The organism is Alteromonas sp. 1_MG-2023, assembly GCF_030547075.1.
Lineage (GTDB): Bacteria > Pseudomonadota > Gammaproteobacteria > Enterobacterales > Alteromonadaceae > Alteromonas.
The window spans coordinates 147,652-165,674 of sequence record NZ_JAUOQH010000006.1; the positions used below are offsets into that span (position 1 = coordinate 147,652).

An 18,023-nucleotide genomic window follows, 5' to 3' on the forward strand; every position below is an offset into this window, starting at 1 on the left:
CCATGTCAGTAAGCGAAGCGCGTCAACAGCATAAACTAGATGATGGCCCCGATTGGACATTTTCATTACTAACCGACTATGAAACAGAAATCGACCGCATTGCTAAAGAGTTCAAGCTAGACACATACCCTAACCAAATTGAGGTTATTACTGCTGAACAAATGATGGATGCGTATGCCAGTATTGGTATGCCGCTTAACTATACCCATTGGTCGTTTGGCAAAAAATTTATTCAAACTGAGCAGCAATATCGCCGTGGTCAAATGGGATTGGCCTACGAAATAGTGATTAATTCCGACCCTTGCATTGCGTATTTAATGGAAGAAAACACTATTACGATGCAAGCGTTAGTGATGGCGCATGCTTGCTATGGGCATAACTCATTTTTCAAAGGTAACTATCTTTTTCAAACTTGGACAGATGCCAGTTCTATTATCGACTACTTGGTATTCGCCAAAAAATACATTGCGAAATGTGAGCAAAAGCATGGTGTAGAGGAAGTTGAAAATATACTCGACTCTTGCCATGCCCTAATGAATTACGGCGTAGACAGATACAAAAGACCGCAAAAAATATCGCTTCAGGAAGAGAAAAGCCGCCAGAAAGAACGCGCCCGCTACTTACAATCGCAAGTTAATGAACTGTGGCGCACTCTACCAAACAATGCCAAAGAAAAGCACAAAGATGTTCACCGTTTTCCATCTGAACCTCAGGAAAACTTGCTGTACTTCATTGAAAAGAATGCGCCGTTATTAGAGCCTTGGCAGCGTGAGCTCGTTCGCATTGTAAGAAAAGTATCTCAGTATTTTTACCCACAAAAACAAACCCAAGTGATGAACGAGGGCTGGGCCTGTTTTTGGCATTACCACATCTTAAATAAAATGTATGACGAACGCTTAGTAAGCGACCGCTTTATGATGGAGTTTTTGCACAGTCACTCCAGCGTAGTGATGCAGCCCGATTACAACAGCCCCTACTATTCAGGCATTAATCCTTATGCGTTAGGGTTTTCGATGTTTATGGATATAAAGCGAGTTTGCGAAGCGCCGACGAAGGAAGACTACGAATACTTGCCTACTATCGCAGGTAAAGACTGGCTTGAAACCGTCCACTTCGCTATGCACAACTTTAAAGATGAAAGTTTTATCAGTCAGTTTTTGTCGCCCAAACTCATGCGTGATTTTAAATTATTTGCCTTAGAGGACGATGCCAGTAATTCCTATGTGAGTGTGAGTGCCATCCACGATGAAAATGGCTATCGCGCAATTAGAGAGAAACTGTCCGCCCAATATAATTTAAGTAATTTAGAGCCTAATATTCAGGTTTACAATGTGGACGTAAGAGGAGACCGCTCATTAACCCTTCGCTATGTTCCGCAGCATGGTATTCCGTTAGGAAACTCCAAAGGTGAAGTGATGCGACATCTTCATAGGTTGTGGAAGTTTGATGTAAGGCTAGAGCAAGAAAATAGTGCTGGCCTACCTACCCTACTGGCCGAGTGTCGAACCAGCAAGTAAGTGTACTTTGCGTCCTCTGCTATTTGCGGGGACGCAAGTTAACTGCACACAATTAAATACAACTTCCAGATTCTAGGGGGCTAGGGCACTAACGTGCAAAAGCAACCGTATGAGTATGTCAGGCATTCAAAGTTTTAATCGTTTGAGTGGGCTTGGGCTCATCAAGAAAGCCATTTTCAGAGGCATAAACGAACCCATCATCTATATTTTCCACGTGAAAGCTTGCGTAATCTCTGGCCCGCTCGGGCAGCATTTTAGCGAGTTGATATCGCTTAACGGGGTTTGTTTGATATACATAAAAGGTAGCCTTAACGCCCTGTTCGTAACACCAAACACCGTATTGGGTGAAGTTATCCATCGCATCGAAGGTGGTTAAATCCCACTTGTCTAACAACACAATATGTAGCCAGCGCTTGTTGAATCTAGATGAAACCTCTTGCTTAACATCGGCAATATAGCTATTTGATATTTCGGTAGACCATTGACCGGCTAGTTCACTAATAAGTGTCGAACCTACAATCTCTATGCTGTAGGCTGCGTGAGGAAACTTTTTACAACACACCACTTCAGAGCGTGGATTCATGCAAACACTCCTTTTTATCAGTACAAGAATACTAACGTAGACACCTGTACTAGCTTTGTACTAGCCCTGCAATAATGTTTGTTACTACAACAAGATGTCTTCTATCTTCGTACTAGTGTTACTTTACGTCTAATTCAGTATAGCTACATATTACAAGTAAGGTAGGTTTTGACAAAAGCTTTAATGAAACAAGCTTTAACCTGTGAAGGCTTTTCACATGAGCTGCTTACGCTTACAGAGAAACAAGGAAATCGCCCCTATTGCGGAGAAGACCGCAGCGGTAGCAAAGGTCTCATAAGCATTGGCGCCTTGGTTCCATTGTTGGCCTGCCATGTAATTACCAAATGCGCCACCAAATCCGAACGCCACACTAATATAGATAGCTTGGCCTCGGCTGTGGAATGCCGGTGGTAAAAACTGGTGAATAAAGTGGACCGATACCGCATGAGTTAACCCGAAGCTTAATGCATGAATCACTTGGCTGAGTAATATCACCGCCATACTATCGGCCGCGGCAGCTAACGCATACCAACGCAGTGCTGTTAATAGCAAACTGGCAAACAGCAAATTCCATACGCCAAAACGTGCAGTTAAACGGCTGGCAATAAGAAAAATAACCACTTCTACCAACACACCAAGGGCGATGAATAAACCCGTTTGCTGACCGCTGTAGCCGAGGTCGCGCATGTACAGCGCAAAAAAGCCGTAATAGGCACCGAAGCTAATTTGTAAGCATATTGAGGCAAAGATAAAAACCACAAAAGGTCGCTGTTTGGCATACTGCCAAATGCTTCCAACAGCGGTGTGTTTCTCGGCGCTCGCTTTCGGGGCTTGAATAAATAGCGTGGTCACGAACAAGAGCAATAACACGCCCACACTCACGATGACTGGTGTTTCAGTAGAAAAGCTGTCTAAAGCCTTACCCACGCCTACGGTTAAGCAAATAAAGCCAATACTTCCCCACAACCTAATAAGCCCATAGCTGGCTTTAGTTCCCACTACAGACTTCATAGTAATAACCTCTAACTGAGGTAAAACCGCAGTCCAGAACATCATCATTAAGCCAAAGGAAAGGGTAAGCCCCCAAAAACCTTCAAATAAGAATACCGAACAAAAGGTGGCTACCGTAAGAAAGCTACCTAGGCGCAACACACTTACCGCGTTGCCTTTTTTATCGGCAATGCCCGCCCACAATCCAGGCCCTAAAATACGGGCAAGGGTTATCACTGCGAAAAGCTCCCCTATTTCAGCAGAGCTAAAGCCACGACCATCAAGAAATATACCCAAGTAAGGGACTAACACGCCTAGTTGACCAAAGTACAGCCAATAGGTTAACGCGAGAACAATGAGTGATTTATGGTTAGCAAAAGGTAATTTAGCGAATGGCACTGCACAACTCCGTATGCGATAGCGCCACAAGTAGGATTACTTGTGGCCTATGAAGGGGATGAATTGGGTTGTTACTATTTTTAATGGCGCACTGTTTATTTAGCGCTCAATTAGCGTTTTCTTAGCGCTTACTCTGCTTGACCCGCTTGGCCCGCGATAGGAGCCGTAGTCGATACCACAGAAGCATTTTGTGCACGGTGACGTAAGTAATGATCCATTAATACAATGGCCATCATTGCTTCAGCAATAGGCACTGCGCGAATACCCACGCAAGGGTCGTGACGACCTTTGGTGATGATTTCGATTTCTTCACCCTGCTTGTTGATAGTTTTACCTGGCACCGAAATACTTGAGGTTGGCTTGAGTGCCATATGCACTTCAAGATCTTGTCCTGTTGAAATACCGCCTAATACCCCACCTGCATGGTTTGATCGGAAACCTTCTGGTGAAAGCGTGTCACGGTGCTCACTGCCTTTTTGGTTAATAACCTCAAAGCCATCGCCAATTTCTACGCCTTTAACCGCGTTAATACCCATCATAGCGTGTGCAATGTCGGCATCTAATCTATCGAATACTGGCTCGCCCAACCCCACTGGAACATTTTTAACTACGACTGAAACCTTAGCACCTATGCTATCGCCAGATTTTTTAAGCTCTCGCATGTATTCATCTAGCGCTTCAAGTTTGCTTTCATCAGGGCAAAAGAAAGGGTTGGTGTTCGTTACTTTATGGTCAACGTTTTCAACGCTAATAGGCCCTAATTGAGAAAGGTACCCATGTACTTCAACACCATGTACTTCTTTTAAATATTTTTTCGCAATACCACCAGCTGCAACACGAACCGCGGTTTCACGAGCAGAAGAGCGACCACCACCACGATAATCACGTGAACCATACTTTTGGTCGTAGGTGTAATCAGCATGACCAGGACGGAAACGGTCAGCGATATTTGAGTAATCTTGGCTGCGTTGATCTTTGTTTTTAATCAACAAACCAATACTGGTACCCGTGGTTTTTCCTTCAAACACGCCAGACAAAATCTGCACTTCATCATCTTCACGACGGGCAGTGGTATAACGGGATGTACCAGGCTTACGTCTGTCTAAATCGCCCTGTAAATCAGCTTCACTTAACGTGAGGCCTGGAGGGCAACCATCAACAACACCACCAATGGCGATACCGTGGCTTTCTCCAAATGTGGTAACGGTGAAGAGTTTTCCAAAGCTGTTGCCTGACATAATCTAGAATTAATCCTTGCTGTTAAAATAGTTTTGTAATGTTGTGTTGTTCACGGCAAATATCCCCTGCCCGCCATTTTCAAAGCTAAGCCAAATGACTTCAAGGCCTGGGAAACGAGTGTCCATGTGCACTTCGCTGTTACCTACTTCAATGAACAACCAGCCGTTGTCGGTTAAGTATTGTGGTGCTTTACGCAGCATAATATCCACAAGTTCTAACCCGTCATCGCCGGCCGCTAATGCAAGCTCTGGCTCATGATGATATTCATCAGGTAAGTCGGCCATGTCTTCAGCATCAACATAAGGTGGGTTTGATACAATTAAATCGTACTTCTGCCCGGTTAAATTAGTAAATAAATCAGAATGAATGGGGTAAACACGGTGACTGAGTTGATGCTCTTGAATATTAATATCGGCTACTTCAAGGGCATCTTCGCTTATATCTACCGCATCAACCTGTGAGTCTGGGTACGCATGCGCAAGCGCAATAGCAATACAACCACCACCGGTACACATATCTAAAATATGCGACGGTGCTTCTTTAACGAAGGGCTCAAAATTATTTTGAATCAGTTCCGCAAACGGAGAGCGAGGAATAAGCACGCGCTCATCAACGTAAAATGGCATGCCGCAAAACCAAGCTTCATTAGTAATGTAAGGCAGGGGCATACGAGTTTGCACCCGTTTTAAAACTAGCTCAGCAATTTTTTCCCGCTCACTTTTTGTAAGTCGTGATGACAACATGCTATCGCCAACATGCTCAGACAACGAATGCGGCAAGTGTAGCGCTTGCATGGTAAGGCTTAATGCTTCATCCCAAGCGTTATCGGTACCATGACCAAAATAGAGGGCGGCGTCGTTAAATCGACTGGTAGCCCACCGAATCATATCAAGTATGCTGTGTAAATCTTCGATGGCTTCTTCTAAGTAAAACTTGTCGGTCATAAGAGCTTGGGTACATCAGGAATATGAAAGCTGGTATCATACCCAAAGATAACGCCTGCGCCCACGTTAATTTGCATATCGGTTCATAATGAAAGCATTTAAAAAAGAACTAAAAGCCATGATAAAAGGCACTGAGAAGCCAAAAGTGATTGAAGATACCTTCTCATTTGCTGATGCTGTGCAAGGTGTAAAACCCATGGAGCAGGACAAGGTTGTACCGAATAAGAAGGTTGCTCTTGAAAAGAAAAAGCAACTGGCAGGGGTTAAGCACCTTAAAGGCAGTAAGCAGGTAGCGGCGAGTTTTAGCTTTTCAGATATGTACCAAGCCGTACTTCCGCAAGAGGGCCCCATGCGATATTGCCGAGAAGGCGTGCCGACACATGTACTAAAGCAGCTTAGACGAGGAGACTATTCTCCTGAGTTTTTGCTCGATTTGCATGGCATGACCCGAGAAATGGCAAAAACCGAAATAGCCTCATTGATTCATACAGCCCGCAAAGAGTCGGTAGACTGCGTTTCTATCATGCACGGGTTTGGGCAAGGCGTATTAAAAAACGCGCTTCCCCACTACTTAATACAGCATCCCCACGTGAATGCATTTCACCAAGCCCCGCTAGAATACGGCGGACAAGCGGCATTGCTTGTTTTGCTAGATGTGCCCACGCCAGAATATAAGCGATAGTGAAATTAGTTTTATTTACTGGATTCTTGACCTAAGCGGCAATGCTCTCATGGGTAAAGCTCCGCTTACTTATCAAGCTCTGCGCTGTTGTGCATAAACATGTATGTATAAAACACGCCCATTCCAATAATAATACTGATACCTAAAAGCGAGCCCCATACAACGGGATCTGAAATCATACTTAGCAACATGGTGTTTCTCCTCTAATCATCTACAGCTTAATAATAGAGGTTTACCCACAGTTCGATATGATCTGGATCAAGGTAAAATGAGCAGTATTTACAGAGAGTGTTTGAAGTTGATCGAGATCAATTTTTAAATAAATTAAAAATAACTCAAAATGCCATTGCAAATCATTCTCATTTACAATACATTATACATGCCTGTTCGACGTAGGTTAAAAACGGTCTTGGCTTAGCGTCGTAAGGGAAACAGACTCCCGTCTGTTTCCCTTTTTTTTCCTCGTAATTCTGTAATGAAATTTACGCTCTATCTAAAATAAAACGTACGCATAATCCCTTGTCTTTTCGGTTTTGAATCACTAAGTGCCCATTATGCGCGTCGGTAATTTCTCGGCATAGCGCCAACCCTAGTCCACTTCCATTCGCCTTAGTGGAATAAAAAGGCACCAGCGCATTTGTCATTACGCTATCCGTCATGCCTTTTCCGCTATCGAGTACTTCTATAATCACTTGAGAGGCCGTTTGCTTGATAACGAGCTCTACATCCTGTGGGTTTCCTCCCGATTCATGTGCATTTTTAAGTAGGTTAATTAATAGCTGCTCAACTTGGACTGCATCGGCTTTCACCTCGACAGCCTCAGGCATGGTTAACTTGAAATCACACTGATTGCTGAGTTGCGCCGTTATTTTATCCCAATCAATCGTTACCAAAACCGGTGGAGGCAATTTTGCAAACCTTCCATACCCTTGAACAAATTGATTTAAATGGGCAATACGCTCTTCAATGGTGTGGAACACGCGTACCAGACGGGTATTTCCATTTTGTTGACCTACAATTTGGCCGCTATGTAACAGGCTAGAAATAGGCCCTAAGGAATTATTTAGCTCGTGACTAATCACTCTTATTACTTTTTTCCAAACCGACACTTCTTGTCGATTAAGCTCCCGAGTCATTTGCTTAAGAATATACAGTCGGTGAGTTTGATTATTGAGCAAGAAGGTTCCGGTAGCCATATGCCACGTTTGAATTCCATTGGCATCCTGAGGCAAGGTAAATAGCCCTTCTCGGTTATCTAACAAAACATCTTTCAGCGTGTCTGGTTTATTTTTGAGTAACGTACCAAGGGTGTAGCCCTCTAAACTTTTGGTACCCACGCTTTTCTCGCCCAAACTGTTGGCCCCCACTCTAGTGGCACCAACACCATTTGCCTGTGAATCACTATCTTCTACTTTACTTGTTGGGTGGAAAAATTCGCACGCTTGGCGGTTACTCAGTACTACATACATCTGGTCGTTTACTAATAATAAAACGTCAGGTGAACTATGCAGCACTTTGTCTAGCATTAGCTCTCGTTGATACAACCACTGTTTTTCTCGGCGAAGGGTTTCTGCGGTATCGTTATAAAGCTGGCATAAGGTTTCAAACTCATCACCCGTTTTACAAGCCAGTGTTGATGAAAACTCCCCGTCTTTAAAATTGAGCAAGCCTATTTCCAGCGCACCCAATTGATTAGTTATTTGCGCCGTACAGACTTTCACTGCCATTGCGCACAGGCACAAAGACGCAGTAACAAGCAGGGCTTTTTGAACAACCGACAGGTCGCTTAAATACAACATAGGCGCCATGCCTATTGCCGTAGCGCAAAGCGCAGCGACCAAAAGCTTAGTTTTAATTAACCTCACGATTTATAATCAATTCCATATTTATCTAGCCTGCGGTAGAGGGCTTGCCTTGATAGTCCTAAGTACCTTGCGACTTTAGATATTGTGCCGTTAAATTCTGTAAGTGCCTCCTCTATCTCTAACTTGCTGGGTTCTTTTCCCCCTTTGGGCTCGGTATTCGCATCACTATTCGCACAGGGTAAACCGAAGTCTTCAGCATCAAGAGTACCATCTGGGTGTAAAATACTAACTCGTCGACACACATTCTCAAGCTCACGCACATTTCCTGGCCATGCATAGGCTTGTAATGTTTGTTGACCAGTTAAGCTAATGTCTCGACCAGGCAGAAAATGCTTTGCTAAGGCCAACACATCATCTCCTCGCTCATTAAGCGGCGGCACATTAATTTCGATAACATTTAAACGGTAAAACAAGTCTTCGCGGAATGCACCGTTGGCGATATCGCGGGTTAAATCAGAATTGGTAGCCGATATAATTCTTACGTCAGTTTTTTGTGTTTTCACCGAGCCCAGTTTTTCAAACTCACCGGTTTGCAATACGCGTAATAGTTTGACTTGGCCAGACAAAGGCAAGTTGCCAATCTCATCCAAGAACAAGGTGCCTTGGTTAGCAGCTTCAAACCGGCCAATTCGCGTTTTATTAGCGCTGGTAAACGCCCCGACTTCTGCGCCAAATAGCTCGGCTTCAATAAGCTCTTGAGGAAGGGCTCCCGCGTTTACCTTCACAAATGCGGACTGATTAAGTGGTGATTGAGACTGAATGAGTTCAGCAATCTTTTCCTTTCCACTACCGTTAGGCCCAGTAATAAGCACCGGCACATCAGATTTAGCCACCTGCACCGACATATCTACCACCCGCTGCATGGCTGCACTTTCGTACACTAATCCAATACTTACTGCTGCCTGGCGAGTATTGTCAAAATTTGTCACCTGCTGCTTCAACACTTTATTTTGGCTAGCGGCCTGCCCTAGCGCTACAAGATTTTTAATAGTGGTAATAAGCTTGCTGTCATCCCAAGGCTTTGGAATGTAGTCTGCCGCGCCCGCTTTCACTAACTCTACTGCTTGTTCTAATTCCGTCCACGCGGTAATGAGAATAATGGGTAATAGCGGGTTTAGCTCACGAAGTGCGAAGAAGAGCTCGCGCCCTTCCTCGCCAGAGGTCGTATCTGCACTAAAATTCATATCTTGCAGCACTAGCCCGATAGCTTGGTAATTGACTATCTGCAGCGCCGCTTTTGGTGTGGTGGCTGTCACCACATCGTAACCATGAATTTCTAGCAATAATGACAACGCCTCTAATACGGCGGCGTTATCATCAACAATTAACACTTTTGTCATGTCTGCACTTCTTAAATACGACTTATATGCTTCGAGTAGCAATACTGGGTGAAATATTAGCAGCTCGCATTGCAGGAAAAATAACGGCCACTATGCTCATTACAAAAATAAACACGGCAGTACCTAGGATGAATTCTGGCTCTAATGATGAAATGGAGTAAGATTTCATCATTACATCACCTAAAACCACTGCTGCTATTCCCCCTATCAGTAAGCCCGCTATGCATACCATGGTATTTTCGACTAAAAAATACCTTACGATAGCAGACTTTCTTGCGCCTAACGCCCGCCGGGTTCCAATTTGTTTTGTGCGTTTACTAATATTGAATTGGGTGAGGCCGAATATGCCAAGTGCAGTCACCAGTAAAAGAATAACAACCAGTACAATTAACATACGCATCATGAGCACATCAGTGGAGTCGTAGTTTTCTTTGGTTTTATCTAACCCATCGACATTAATGATGACCCGTTTATCGTAAACGTCCAACATATTCTGTTCAATGTTCGCCATGATATTAGCTCGTTCAGTTTTATCCGTTCGAACGAGAATATGTTGATAATTTTGCACATCCATAAACGGTACAATAGCTGTGGTTTTATCACGCATGCCATTGGGCCACGGGCTTTTCATTGTTCCCACAATGCCGATAATTTCAAGGGGTCTATTTTTAAGATAAACCGTTTCACCCAGCGCACCACCATCGGGAAATAGTGCATCAGCAAGGGCTTGAGAGACAATAACTGTATTGGGGCCGTTACCGGTAAAGTCATTACCAACAATTATCTCTTCTGGCCTAAAGTTACGCCCCTCAAGTAGTTTTATACCAAAAGTATTTAAGCCATGCTCATCCATATAATAGTATGGCACGCTGATGGATTTAGATTTCTCTGGAGATGGCTTCAAACGCACTGATGATGAAGAGCCACCGCCTGACAAGGGTATGGCTTGAGTTAAACTGGCGTCAATTACGCCAGGAAGGCTTCTAATCATTGTTTCATCGAGTTCGGCTTGTTGACTGAGAGAGCGGTCTTTACCAAACGTCATGACCGACAAGCTAAAGATTTCCTTTTCTGGGAACCCCGTATCTTCGCGAAGATACGAAACATGATCGTTAATCATAAATGCAGCGTTGCTAACAATCGCCATGGTGAGTGCAATTTGAAGTAGTAAAAGCACAGCACCAATTTTGGAGCGGCGTATTGCGTTGAAAATAGGTTTAATGTCTAACATAGCCTGCTCCCTATTGGCTTTTTAAGTAGATAGCGGGTTGTGTTCTGCACACTAACCATGCTGGATACAACCCAGCCAAGAAACTGGCCACTAGGGCAATAATTGGCGCAGCTAGCAACATTGAGACATCCATAGTTGCTAAGGCATCATAATAGCTGTTGGTCACGCGAATTCCCCATAACCCAATTTGCGCAATCACAATACCTAACAAGCCTCCGGCTAACCCAATCACTGATACTTCGACAATATGCTGGGCAAATATATGACGCTTGCTGGCACCTAGTGCCCTTCGGACACCCACCTCTGGCGCCCGCTTTAAAAACTTCGCCAGCAGTAACCCTAAAATGTTGGACACACACACTAATAGGAACATAAAACTCAACCCCACCAGAATACGGTTATCTTCAGATACCACGTTGTTGTACTCCAGCCATTCCGTCACGTTTCTAAGTTTGTATTCCAACGTTTGTCGGTTGAAACGTCCTTTTTCTCTTTGATCTTCCATATAGGACATAAGGAAGTTGGTGAACTGTTGCTTCTCGTCTTCCGAGTTCAATTGAACCCAAAATTGAACCCATACGTGCTCTGAATGCATTAAATCTTGATAGTTCTTAAGCGCTTCATGCTTCCAGCCGTTTAAGTTTCCCCAAGTGGTAATTTCTTCTAACGCACCAATGCCGAAAGGAATATAGAGCTGTTCAGAGGAATTAAACGCTCCGTTGTTCACGTCGTAATACTTCACGTGGTGCTTCCAATTCGCTGTGACACCCACAATTCGGTAACTATTATTATCAAGGTATATATGTTGGCCAACCGAGTTTTCACCTGCAAACAAACGGTTGTTAATTTTTTCTGATATCACTGCTACGTATTCGTGGGTGTCTTGTGAATTTAAAGACCAAGGTGCGCCATAAATAAAAGGTCGGTCGAAGATAGTGAAGAACTCTCTATTCACCAATCGGGCGGGCTCCATAGTAGGTTTCACATCAGGCGAATTAAGGTGCACAGAGAAGCCGCTTCTAAAGCTCGGCGATTTAGGTACTGGAATATCTGCGTTGTACAGATTCACGGCATCCTGATAAGTCAGTTGATAAGGTAGGTTGTCAGATGAATGCCACTCACTGCCATCGTCCATAATATTCAGCTGCGGATAAAAAATAGCGCCACTTTTGTGGGGAATGGGGTCCATCGACATCATGTGATAAACCGACAGACTTGTCATAGTCAACCCAATGCCAATGGCTATGGCGAACACCATCAAAAAGCTAATGACGGGCGTGCGTTTAATGCTTCGCCAACTTAAATCGATATAATGGAGGAACATATTATACTCCTGATGCAACAACGGCTTCTTCGGCGCGGGTGGCCGTTACTGTCGGTTTACCTTGATACAAGGTAAAGTCGGCTAACTGCCCATCTACGACTTGAATATTCCTAGGCGCTCGGCGGGCCAATTCAGCATCATGAGTTACCATTACAATTGTTGCGCCATTTTTGTTTATTTCTTCTAGTAGCTCCATGACTTGGCGTGCCATAAGGCTGTCCAGATTTCCCGTAGGTTCATCGGCAAGTAAGAAACGAGGCTTGCCCGCAAGAGCTCGTGCTATTGCCACACGCTGCTGCTGCCCGCCAGATAACTGTTGGGGTAAGTGTTTCGCTCTGCTGGCTAGTCCAACTTGCTCTAAACATTGTTCAATTCTAATTTTACGTTCTTTCGCGGCAATGCCTCGATAACGCAGGGGCACTTCAACATTTTCATATAAATTCAAATCAGGTATTAAATTAAACCCCTGAAATATATACCCAATTTTCTGATTTCTTAAGTCAGCAGTTTCATTGTCAGATAGCCCGCCGATATCGACACCATCTAAGGTATATTGGCCTGAGGTAAACGGCTCAAGCAAACCAGCTATGTTTAAAAACGTTGTTTTCCCAGAGCCAGAAGGCCCTGTAACGGCGATGAACTCGCCTTCATTAACGGTTAAGGAAAAATCCCTTAGTGCATGGGTTTGTACGCTGTTCGTTTGGTATATTTTGCTTACGTTATTCATGGTTAACATTGCTATTTATCCTTTTTATTAGCGCAGAAGTACTGTAGCCGCTTGATTAAACTGTTCGTAATTTGAAACTATTATGCGATCGCCCTCTTGCAAGCCGCTGAGGATTTCCACTTCTCGAATACTGGTTGCACCAACCTGAATGTCGATTCGCTCTGCAAGGTCGCCGGTAACTAAATAAGCTGTGGTGCCGCCGGCTTGAAGAAAGCTCCCACGGTCTACCTTAAGTACATCAGTTTTGTTCTCTAACAATATTCGTGCTGACACCTGTTGGTTCTGACGAATTGACTGCACGCTATTTTCAGGAAAGCGCACCCTTGCAGTAACCTGTCTATCGACTACTTCTGGGGATATTGAAACCAATGTGCCAATCACTTTTTGGACACCCACTTTTAACTCAACACTCATCCCTAACCCCAGCTCATTTGCGTAGCTCTCAGCAACGTTGAGCTCGGCTTCGTAAGCCGTTAAATCTACTAATTTCATTAATGGCTCATTTTTCGCCACAAGTGCATTCGGCTGAATTAGCACGTTCCCCACCACACCAGACACGCTAGCGCTAATAGTTAAATCGGCAAGTTGGCGAGTTAGGTCATCAACAACTAAAGCTTGCCTAGCGACCTTCTCTTTCGTGGTCTTAAGCTCAAAAGCTAACGTATCTGTTGCTAATTCAATTTCGCTAATGGCGTGCTTATAAGTCACTTCTGCCTTGGCTAGATTATCTAGAGCCTCTTCTAAATCTATCTGGCTAATGAGGTGGTCTTTAATAGACAGCTTTGCTCTTTTTTCTTCTCGCTGAGCAGCGACCAATTCAACGTCGGCAATATCAGCTTGTTTATTTAATAAAAGTGCCTGTCTACGTACGTCGAGCTCTTGCCTAGCAAGCTCACTTTGCAAACTTGCTAGCGCAGATTGCTCTTGCTTCATAGTATTCTGCAACTCAGGAGAATCGACTATTGCTACAATATCCCCATATTCTACCGAATCACCGGGCTTAACTTTTAATACGACATAGCCTTGCTCAGGGCTATATAGCTGTGGAGCGTTTGAAGCGATTATTCTGCCTGTGGTAACGATATCCCTAATTAGCTCGCCTTTCGTTACTACACTGAATTTTAGCGAATCACGGCTGCTAGATATGCCAGCGTTGGAGCTAGAAAAAAGCAAAATATATCCGAAGACACCCATTATCACGAGTACCGCTAAGACACCCACCCATTTTTTTGGCGATGGCTGCGTTATAACAACGGTATCCTGGCTACTGGTATCCTGAATCATAAGGCATCCTCATGGCTTACTGACTCAAAATTAGCGAGCAATACCACAATAATAAAGATAATAATGGGCAGACTGATAAAGTGAAAAAGCAACATGTTAATTTAATTTTTGTTGGGGCATAAACTAGTAGTACGAATAACGTGCCAAAAATTAACTACATGATTAAAAATGACTTTTTAAAATATTGAGTAGTTGATGTGTCCGAACGGACACCTTTTATTGTCCGATTTGTTTAGCCGGACGGGTTGAGTCAATTAGAGGGATGGATATCAGGAAAAACCACTGAGTGTTACTTAAAAGCTGATATCAACTTGCCTCAATACCATTGATGCAAAATAAGAGACAAAGATTGGGATAGAGTATTCAGGTTTAGCAGGCTAATTGTTGCCTACCTCCCGTTTTTCGTTTTACCAGCGCCAAGCTTATCTTGCTGGAGAAATTACTCTCTATAGTGCTTACAACTTCAGACCAATCTGTTTGTGTTAAACCTGTACGCGATAATATAGGCTCGCAGTTTTGCGGGATTGCACCTTTGATGTTACTTCTTAGTTGTCTACCTGTTTGATCCACCAGGTGCAAATAATCCTCTAATCGAAAAGGTAAGCCTCTTAATTTACTATTTTGTGAATCACCAATAAATGGAAGTAGCTCTGGGGGTTGTTTATTCACTTTCGCCTTTGATATACGACGATTCACACTGGTATACATTGCCTTTTCAGGTGTCTTCGCATTGCCAACTCTAATAGGATTTAAGTCAACATAGGCCATACAAGCCAATAACGCTGATTCATCTAACAGAGCTTGAGACTTAAATCGTCCTTCCCAAAAACGACCTGTGCATTCGTCTTCCTTGTTTGCTTTTCTAGCAATAAACTCATTAAGAAGCCGCATGAACCAACTGATATCGTACAAACGCTTTCTATAAATTTCCACGCAAGAAAATACCGTTTTTATTTGTGCCTCAGAAAGATTAGGCCTCTGATCTCTATTCATAAATTGACGAGTAAGCAAAGTTCCATGGTGAAGCGTATGCCACCGGCTTAGTACTTCTTCAGGGCTCATTGCAAGCGCAAGATTCTTATCAATGCGTAATACCGTATGGGTGTGATTGCTCATTACTGCATAAGCGCAAACATCGATTGCAAAAACACTTGCGAGCTTAAGCAATCGGTTCTCTACCCATTGCCTTCTGTGCTCGTAGCTTTTTCCACTAAATTTGTCTTTACCACATAGGAATGCTCTACGAACACAACGAGAAACGCAATGATAGTAAGGAGTCTCATCTAAACATATTAGTGACTTACGAGGACGCGGCATGCTGAAATTTTGGTGTGGGTATTTGATGTTTATAGTGGATTAATCTGCCATAGGAGAAAACTGAACCTTCGGTTAGTTTTCTCCTCTGTTTCGAATCAATTGACTAAGGTTTGCGTTTTCTCAAACAAACCTTGGACATCCATGATATGTCCAAAGTTCTGAAAACTGTGGGTGTCTAAAATTTTAAAATTTGAGGCTGTCCACATTTTAAATAGGTGGGTGTCTACAAATCTAGCTAAAAAGCTTCATGAACCAGCCTTTGCTTAGCTCTTCTTCACAGGTTTTAAGCTGAGTTGCGTAGCGTAATGAACGGGCTTTCACTCTGGACGCTACTTTTTTTAGCCATGGCTTTTTATCGTAACTTCTACGTTTATAACCACCCCAGCCTTCGTGGTAATTCAAGTATTGGGCGTAAGCATCCCACTTTGAAATGCCATTTACTTTTTGCGATTTATAAATAAACCAACCCATAAAGTCGATGGCATCTTCGAAATCATCGCGGTCAGCGCCGCTGTTATCGGTTTCGCGCATGTAGTCGGCCCATGTGGGTGTCTTAGCTTGCGAGTAGCCGTAGGCAGAACTAACTCTGCCCCAAGGGACTAAGCCGAAAAATACGTAGTCACGGGGAGGCAAGGCATCGTGCCTAAAGGAGCTTTCTTGATACATCATGGCCATAGGCACATGTATCGGTACGCCCCATTTATCACGTGCATCGGCTGCTGCATCGTACCAATCATCTTTTTCAAAAAAGATTTCGCACAAGTTACTGCTGTCTTTTGGCGGTGTTGTAGCGCACCCAGCGATAAACAGCGGAAAAAGTACGACCAAACTTGATAAAAAAATGCACAACGGTTTGAACTTTTGATGCATAGCTTGTCTTAACTTATGTTCTAGTAAAATGTGTGTTTCCCTGGAACCTTTTAACGCCTGATCTTTATCGGGCGTTTTTTTTTGCTCGCGATTCGTTGAATTTGCTAGCGGTTCGTTGAATTTGCTAGCGGTTCGTTAAAATAATCACGTATGAAGCTGTCGAAGTCCTTAGTATCACCAGCTTCAACATCGGCTAGTGCCGCTAATGACGTTTCAGCAGCTTCTGCAAACATACCTGCATCAGTTTGCTTATAATCAAATTCTTTCATCTGCGCTTGATAACGTGCAGCCAACTCTAGGCCATAAACGCCATTATCTTTGTCATGCTTAAGTAGTTCATCAAGAAGAATGCCTGAAGGGGTTAGCGTAGGGTCTGCCACTTTCTTCAACTCTTCGGCAACCGCATCACTATAACGAGTAGTATCGTTTGCTAAATCGAGTATTTCTGCCACTTGCTGAAACTCTTCAAACAATGAATTAGTCCACTCAGCCATGGAGGTTTCCACACCATTGCAAGTCAAAGTTAAGCCTGGTTTTCTGCCTTCTAATACCACTCGATTCATGTTGTCTTTTGCTTCATTTAACTGAGCTTCGTCTAGTTCAGCGCTTGGCTTCAACAAACACGTCAGTAGGAACACATCAAGAAAATCGAATTGGGTTTGGCTAATACCAATAGGCGAAAGTGGGTTTACGTCTAACGCACGCACTTCAATGTAGCTGATGCCGCGCTTAACCAGCGCGTCGGTAGGCTTTTCCATAGACTGCGTAGGTTGCTTTGGACGAATTGGCGAGTACAGTTCGTTTTCTATTTGCAAAATATTACGACTAAGTTGCTGGTAGTTACCCCCTTCACCTGCAGCAAAGCTACTAAAGCGATTTGATGGCGTATCCATAGCACCACGAAGCAAACGAACATAGTTATCTAACTGGTTGTAACAAATTTTAAGTGATGACTGCTCAGCACTGGTGTACCCCAAATCACTCATTCTTAGTGACGTGGCATACGGCATGTAATACGTGCCCTTTCCTACCTTTTCAAATGGCAATGCATGTTCTTTTCCTTTCAAAAATGAACTACACAATGCAGGTGAAGCACCATATAGGTAAGGAATTATCCAGCAGTAACGACGGTAGTTTCTAATTAACGAAAAGTAGTCAGCTGACGTCTGATCTTGGTTATGTTCGGTACCATTAAGGTCAGCCCAAAGCTTCCAGAAATCATCAGAAAATGAAAAGTTAAAATGTACGCCTGCTATCGCCTGCATCATGCTGCCATAGCGGTTTTTTAACCCAATTCGATATACTCGCTTCATTTTGCCGATATTAGATTCGCCAAAATAAGCAATAGGAATATGCGCTTCATCTTCTATAAAGCACGGCATGCTGAGCGGCCAAATTTGCTCATCGCCAATGTTATCAATGGTGTACTTATGAACATCTTGTAACTGCGTAATAGTTTTAGCGGCGCTATTTTCAGGCGGTGTAATAAACTCTAACAACGACTCAGAGAAGTCAGTGGTTATGGTGTCATGAGTTAACGCTGATCCTAACGCTTTAGGATGAGGCTCTTGCGACAAAGCACCGTTTGGCTTAATGCGTAACGCTTCACGCTCAACACCACGCTTTATTTGCGTAAGTGCCAATAAAAATTCAGGTGATTTAAGCGCAGCCAAACGCTCGTTGAAACACGTTGAGTTTACAGTCAATGTTC

The 18,023-nt window shown here is 43.5% G+C and carries 16 protein-coding genes; 2 read left to right on the top strand and 14 right to left on the bottom strand.

Annotated elements, in window-relative coordinates:
- The first annotated feature begins 2 nt into the window (after nucleotides 1-2).
- Nucleotides 3-1,517 (top strand): SpoVR family protein, encoded by a 1,515-nt coding sequence (locus Q4561_RS08715; protein WP_303459252.1) that lies wholly within the window; start codon nucleotides 3-5, stop codon nucleotides 1,515-1,517.
- 118 nt (nucleotides 1,518-1,635) lie between these two features.
- Here Q4561_RS08715 and Q4561_RS08720 read toward each other — a convergent pair whose 3' ends face one another.
- The 4 genes from Q4561_RS08720 to prmB all read right to left on the bottom strand — a co-directional run bounded on the left by Q4561_RS08720 (nucleotide 1,636) and on the right by prmB (nucleotide 5,672).
- The gene (locus Q4561_RS08720; RefSeq protein ID WP_303459255.1) at nucleotides 1,636-2,100 is read right to left on the bottom strand and encodes a hypothetical protein; all 465 of its coding nucleotides are present in this window, start codon (nucleotides 2,098-2,100) and stop codon (nucleotides 1,636-1,638) included.
- Between the two features lie 213 nt (nucleotides 2,101-2,313).
- The gene (locus Q4561_RS08725; RefSeq protein WP_303459257.1) at nucleotides 2,314-3,489 is read right to left on the bottom strand and encodes an MFS transporter; all 1,176 of its coding nucleotides are present in this window, start codon (nucleotides 3,487-3,489) and stop codon (nucleotides 2,314-2,316) included.
- 128 nt (nucleotides 3,490-3,617) lie between these two features.
- Nucleotides 3,618-4,727 (bottom strand): chorismate synthase, encoded by a 1,110-nt coding sequence (gene aroC / locus Q4561_RS08730; RefSeq protein WP_303459259.1) that lies wholly within the window; start codon nucleotides 4,725-4,727, stop codon nucleotides 3,618-3,620.
- A 9-nt stretch (nucleotides 4,728-4,736) separates the two neighbouring features.
- Nucleotides 4,737-5,672, bottom strand: a complete 936-nt coding sequence (prmB, locus tag Q4561_RS08735) for a 50S ribosomal protein L3 N(5)-glutamine methyltransferase (RefSeq protein WP_303459261.1) — start codon at nucleotides 5,670-5,672, stop codon at nucleotides 4,737-4,739.
- Nucleotides 5,673-5,760: 88 nt separating this feature from the next.
- On the opposite strand from prmB, the gene smrB reads away from it, so the two are divergent.
- On the top strand, nucleotides 5,761-6,354 hold the full coding sequence (gene smrB / locus Q4561_RS08740; RefSeq protein WP_303459264.1) for an endonuclease SmrB: 594 nt from the start codon (nucleotides 5,761-5,763) through the stop codon (nucleotides 6,352-6,354).
- A gap of 65 nt (nucleotides 6,355-6,419) precedes the next feature.
- Here smrB and Q4561_RS08745 read toward each other — a convergent pair whose 3' ends face one another.
- The 10 genes from Q4561_RS08745 to gshA all read right to left on the bottom strand — a co-directional run bounded on the left by Q4561_RS08745 (nucleotide 6,420) and on the right by gshA (nucleotide 18,018).
- Nucleotides 6,420-6,545: a DUF3149 domain-containing protein gene (locus Q4561_RS08745; RefSeq protein ID WP_082604951.1), complete on the bottom strand. Its 126-nt coding sequence runs from the start codon at nucleotides 6,543-6,545 to the stop codon at nucleotides 6,420-6,422.
- Between the two features lie 291 nt (nucleotides 6,546-6,836).
- Complete coding sequence (locus Q4561_RS08750; RefSeq protein ID WP_303459267.1) at nucleotides 6,837-8,219, bottom strand: PAS domain-containing sensor histidine kinase; 1,383 nt, start codon at nucleotides 8,217-8,219, stop codon at nucleotides 6,837-6,839.
- The gene (locus Q4561_RS08755) at nucleotides 8,216-9,559 is read right to left on the bottom strand and encodes a sigma-54 dependent transcriptional regulator (protein WP_303459269.1); all 1,344 of its coding nucleotides are present in this window, start codon (nucleotides 9,557-9,559) and stop codon (nucleotides 8,216-8,218) included. The genes Q4561_RS08750 and Q4561_RS08755 overlap by 4 nt, the downstream gene beginning before the upstream one ends.
- Nucleotides 9,560-9,581: 22 nt before the next feature.
- The gene (locus tag Q4561_RS08760; RefSeq protein WP_303459272.1) at nucleotides 9,582-10,790 is read right to left on the bottom strand and encodes an ABC transporter permease; all 1,209 of its coding nucleotides are present in this window, start codon (nucleotides 10,788-10,790) and stop codon (nucleotides 9,582-9,584) included.
- A 10-nt stretch (nucleotides 10,791-10,800) separates the two neighbouring features.
- A complete protein-coding gene (locus Q4561_RS08765; protein WP_303459275.1) occupies nucleotides 10,801-12,114 on the bottom strand; it encodes an ABC transporter permease in 1,314 nt (437 codons plus the stop codon).
- A gap of 1 nt (nucleotide 12,115) precedes the next feature.
- On the bottom strand, nucleotides 12,116-12,850 hold the full coding sequence (locus tag Q4561_RS08770) for an ABC transporter ATP-binding protein (RefSeq protein WP_303459278.1): 735 nt from the start codon (nucleotides 12,848-12,850) through the stop codon (nucleotides 12,116-12,118).
- A gap of 18 nt (nucleotides 12,851-12,868) precedes the next feature.
- Nucleotides 12,869-14,125, bottom strand: coding sequence for an efflux RND transporter periplasmic adaptor subunit (locus Q4561_RS08775; protein WP_303459281.1), 1,257 nt, complete (start codon nucleotides 14,123-14,125; stop codon nucleotides 12,869-12,871).
- Nucleotides 14,126-14,494: 369 nt separating this feature from the next.
- On the bottom strand, nucleotides 14,495-15,442 hold the full coding sequence (locus Q4561_RS08780) for a transposase (RefSeq protein ID WP_303459283.1): 948 nt from the start codon (nucleotides 15,440-15,442) through the stop codon (nucleotides 14,495-14,497).
- A gap of 231 nt (nucleotides 15,443-15,673) precedes the next feature.
- Nucleotides 15,674-16,312 (bottom strand): hypothetical protein, encoded by a 639-nt coding sequence (locus Q4561_RS08785; protein ID WP_303459285.1) that lies wholly within the window; start codon nucleotides 16,310-16,312, stop codon nucleotides 15,674-15,676.
- 104 nt (nucleotides 16,313-16,416) lie between these two features.
- A complete protein-coding gene (gene gshA / locus Q4561_RS08790; protein WP_303459287.1) occupies nucleotides 16,417-18,018 on the bottom strand; it encodes a glutamate--cysteine ligase in 1,602 nt (533 codons plus the stop codon).
- Nucleotides 18,019-18,023 lie beyond the last annotated feature (5 nt).

What these genes read in the sequence shown, in the direction of transcription:
- Q4561_RS08770 (WP_303459278.1), bottom strand. Translation starts at nt 12,850, where the DNA reads ATGTTAACCATGAATAACGTAAGCAAAATATACCAAACGAACAGCGTA.
- prmB (WP_303459261.1), bottom strand. Translation starts at nt 5,672, where the DNA reads ATGACCGACAAGTTTTACTTAGAAGAAGCCATCGAAGATTTACACAGC.
- Q4561_RS08715 (WP_303459252.1), top strand. Translation starts at nt 3, where the DNA reads ATGTCAGTAAGCGAAGCGCGTCAACAGCATAAACTAGATGATGGCCCC.
- Q4561_RS08765 (WP_303459275.1), bottom strand. Translation starts at nt 12,114, where the DNA reads ATGTTCCTCCATTATATCGATTTAAGTTGGCGAAGCATTAAACGCACG.
- smrB (WP_303459264.1), top strand. Translation starts at nt 5,761, where the DNA reads ATGAAAGCATTTAAAAAAGAACTAAAAGCCATGATAAAAGGCACTGAG.
- Q4561_RS08780 (WP_303459283.1), bottom strand. Translation starts at nt 15,442, where the DNA reads ATGCCGCGTCCTCGTAAGTCACTAATATGTTTAGATGAGACTCCTTAC.
- Q4561_RS08775 (WP_303459281.1), bottom strand. Translation starts at nt 14,125, where the DNA reads ATGATTCAGGATACCAGTAGCCAGGATACCGTTGTTATAACGCAGCCA.
- Q4561_RS08720 (WP_303459255.1), bottom strand. Translation starts at nt 2,100, where the DNA reads ATGAATCCACGCTCTGAAGTGGTGTGTTGTAAAAAGTTTCCTCACGCA.
- Q4561_RS08745 (WP_082604951.1), bottom strand. Translation starts at nt 6,545, where the DNA reads ATGTTGCTAAGTATGATTTCAGATCCCGTTGTATGGGGCTCGCTTTTA.
- Q4561_RS08755 (WP_303459269.1), bottom strand. Translation starts at nt 9,559, where the DNA reads ATGACAAAAGTGTTAATTGTTGATGATAACGCCGCCGTATTAGAGGCG.
- Q4561_RS08785 (WP_303459285.1), bottom strand. Translation starts at nt 16,312, where the DNA reads ATGCATCAAAAGTTCAAACCGTTGTGCATTTTTTTATCAAGTTTGGTC.
- Q4561_RS08760 (WP_303459272.1), bottom strand. Translation starts at nt 10,790, where the DNA reads ATGTTAGACATTAAACCTATTTTCAACGCAATACGCCGCTCCAAAATT.
- aroC (WP_303459259.1), bottom strand. Translation starts at nt 4,727, where the DNA reads ATGTCAGGCAACAGCTTTGGAAAACTCTTCACCGTTACCACATTTGGA.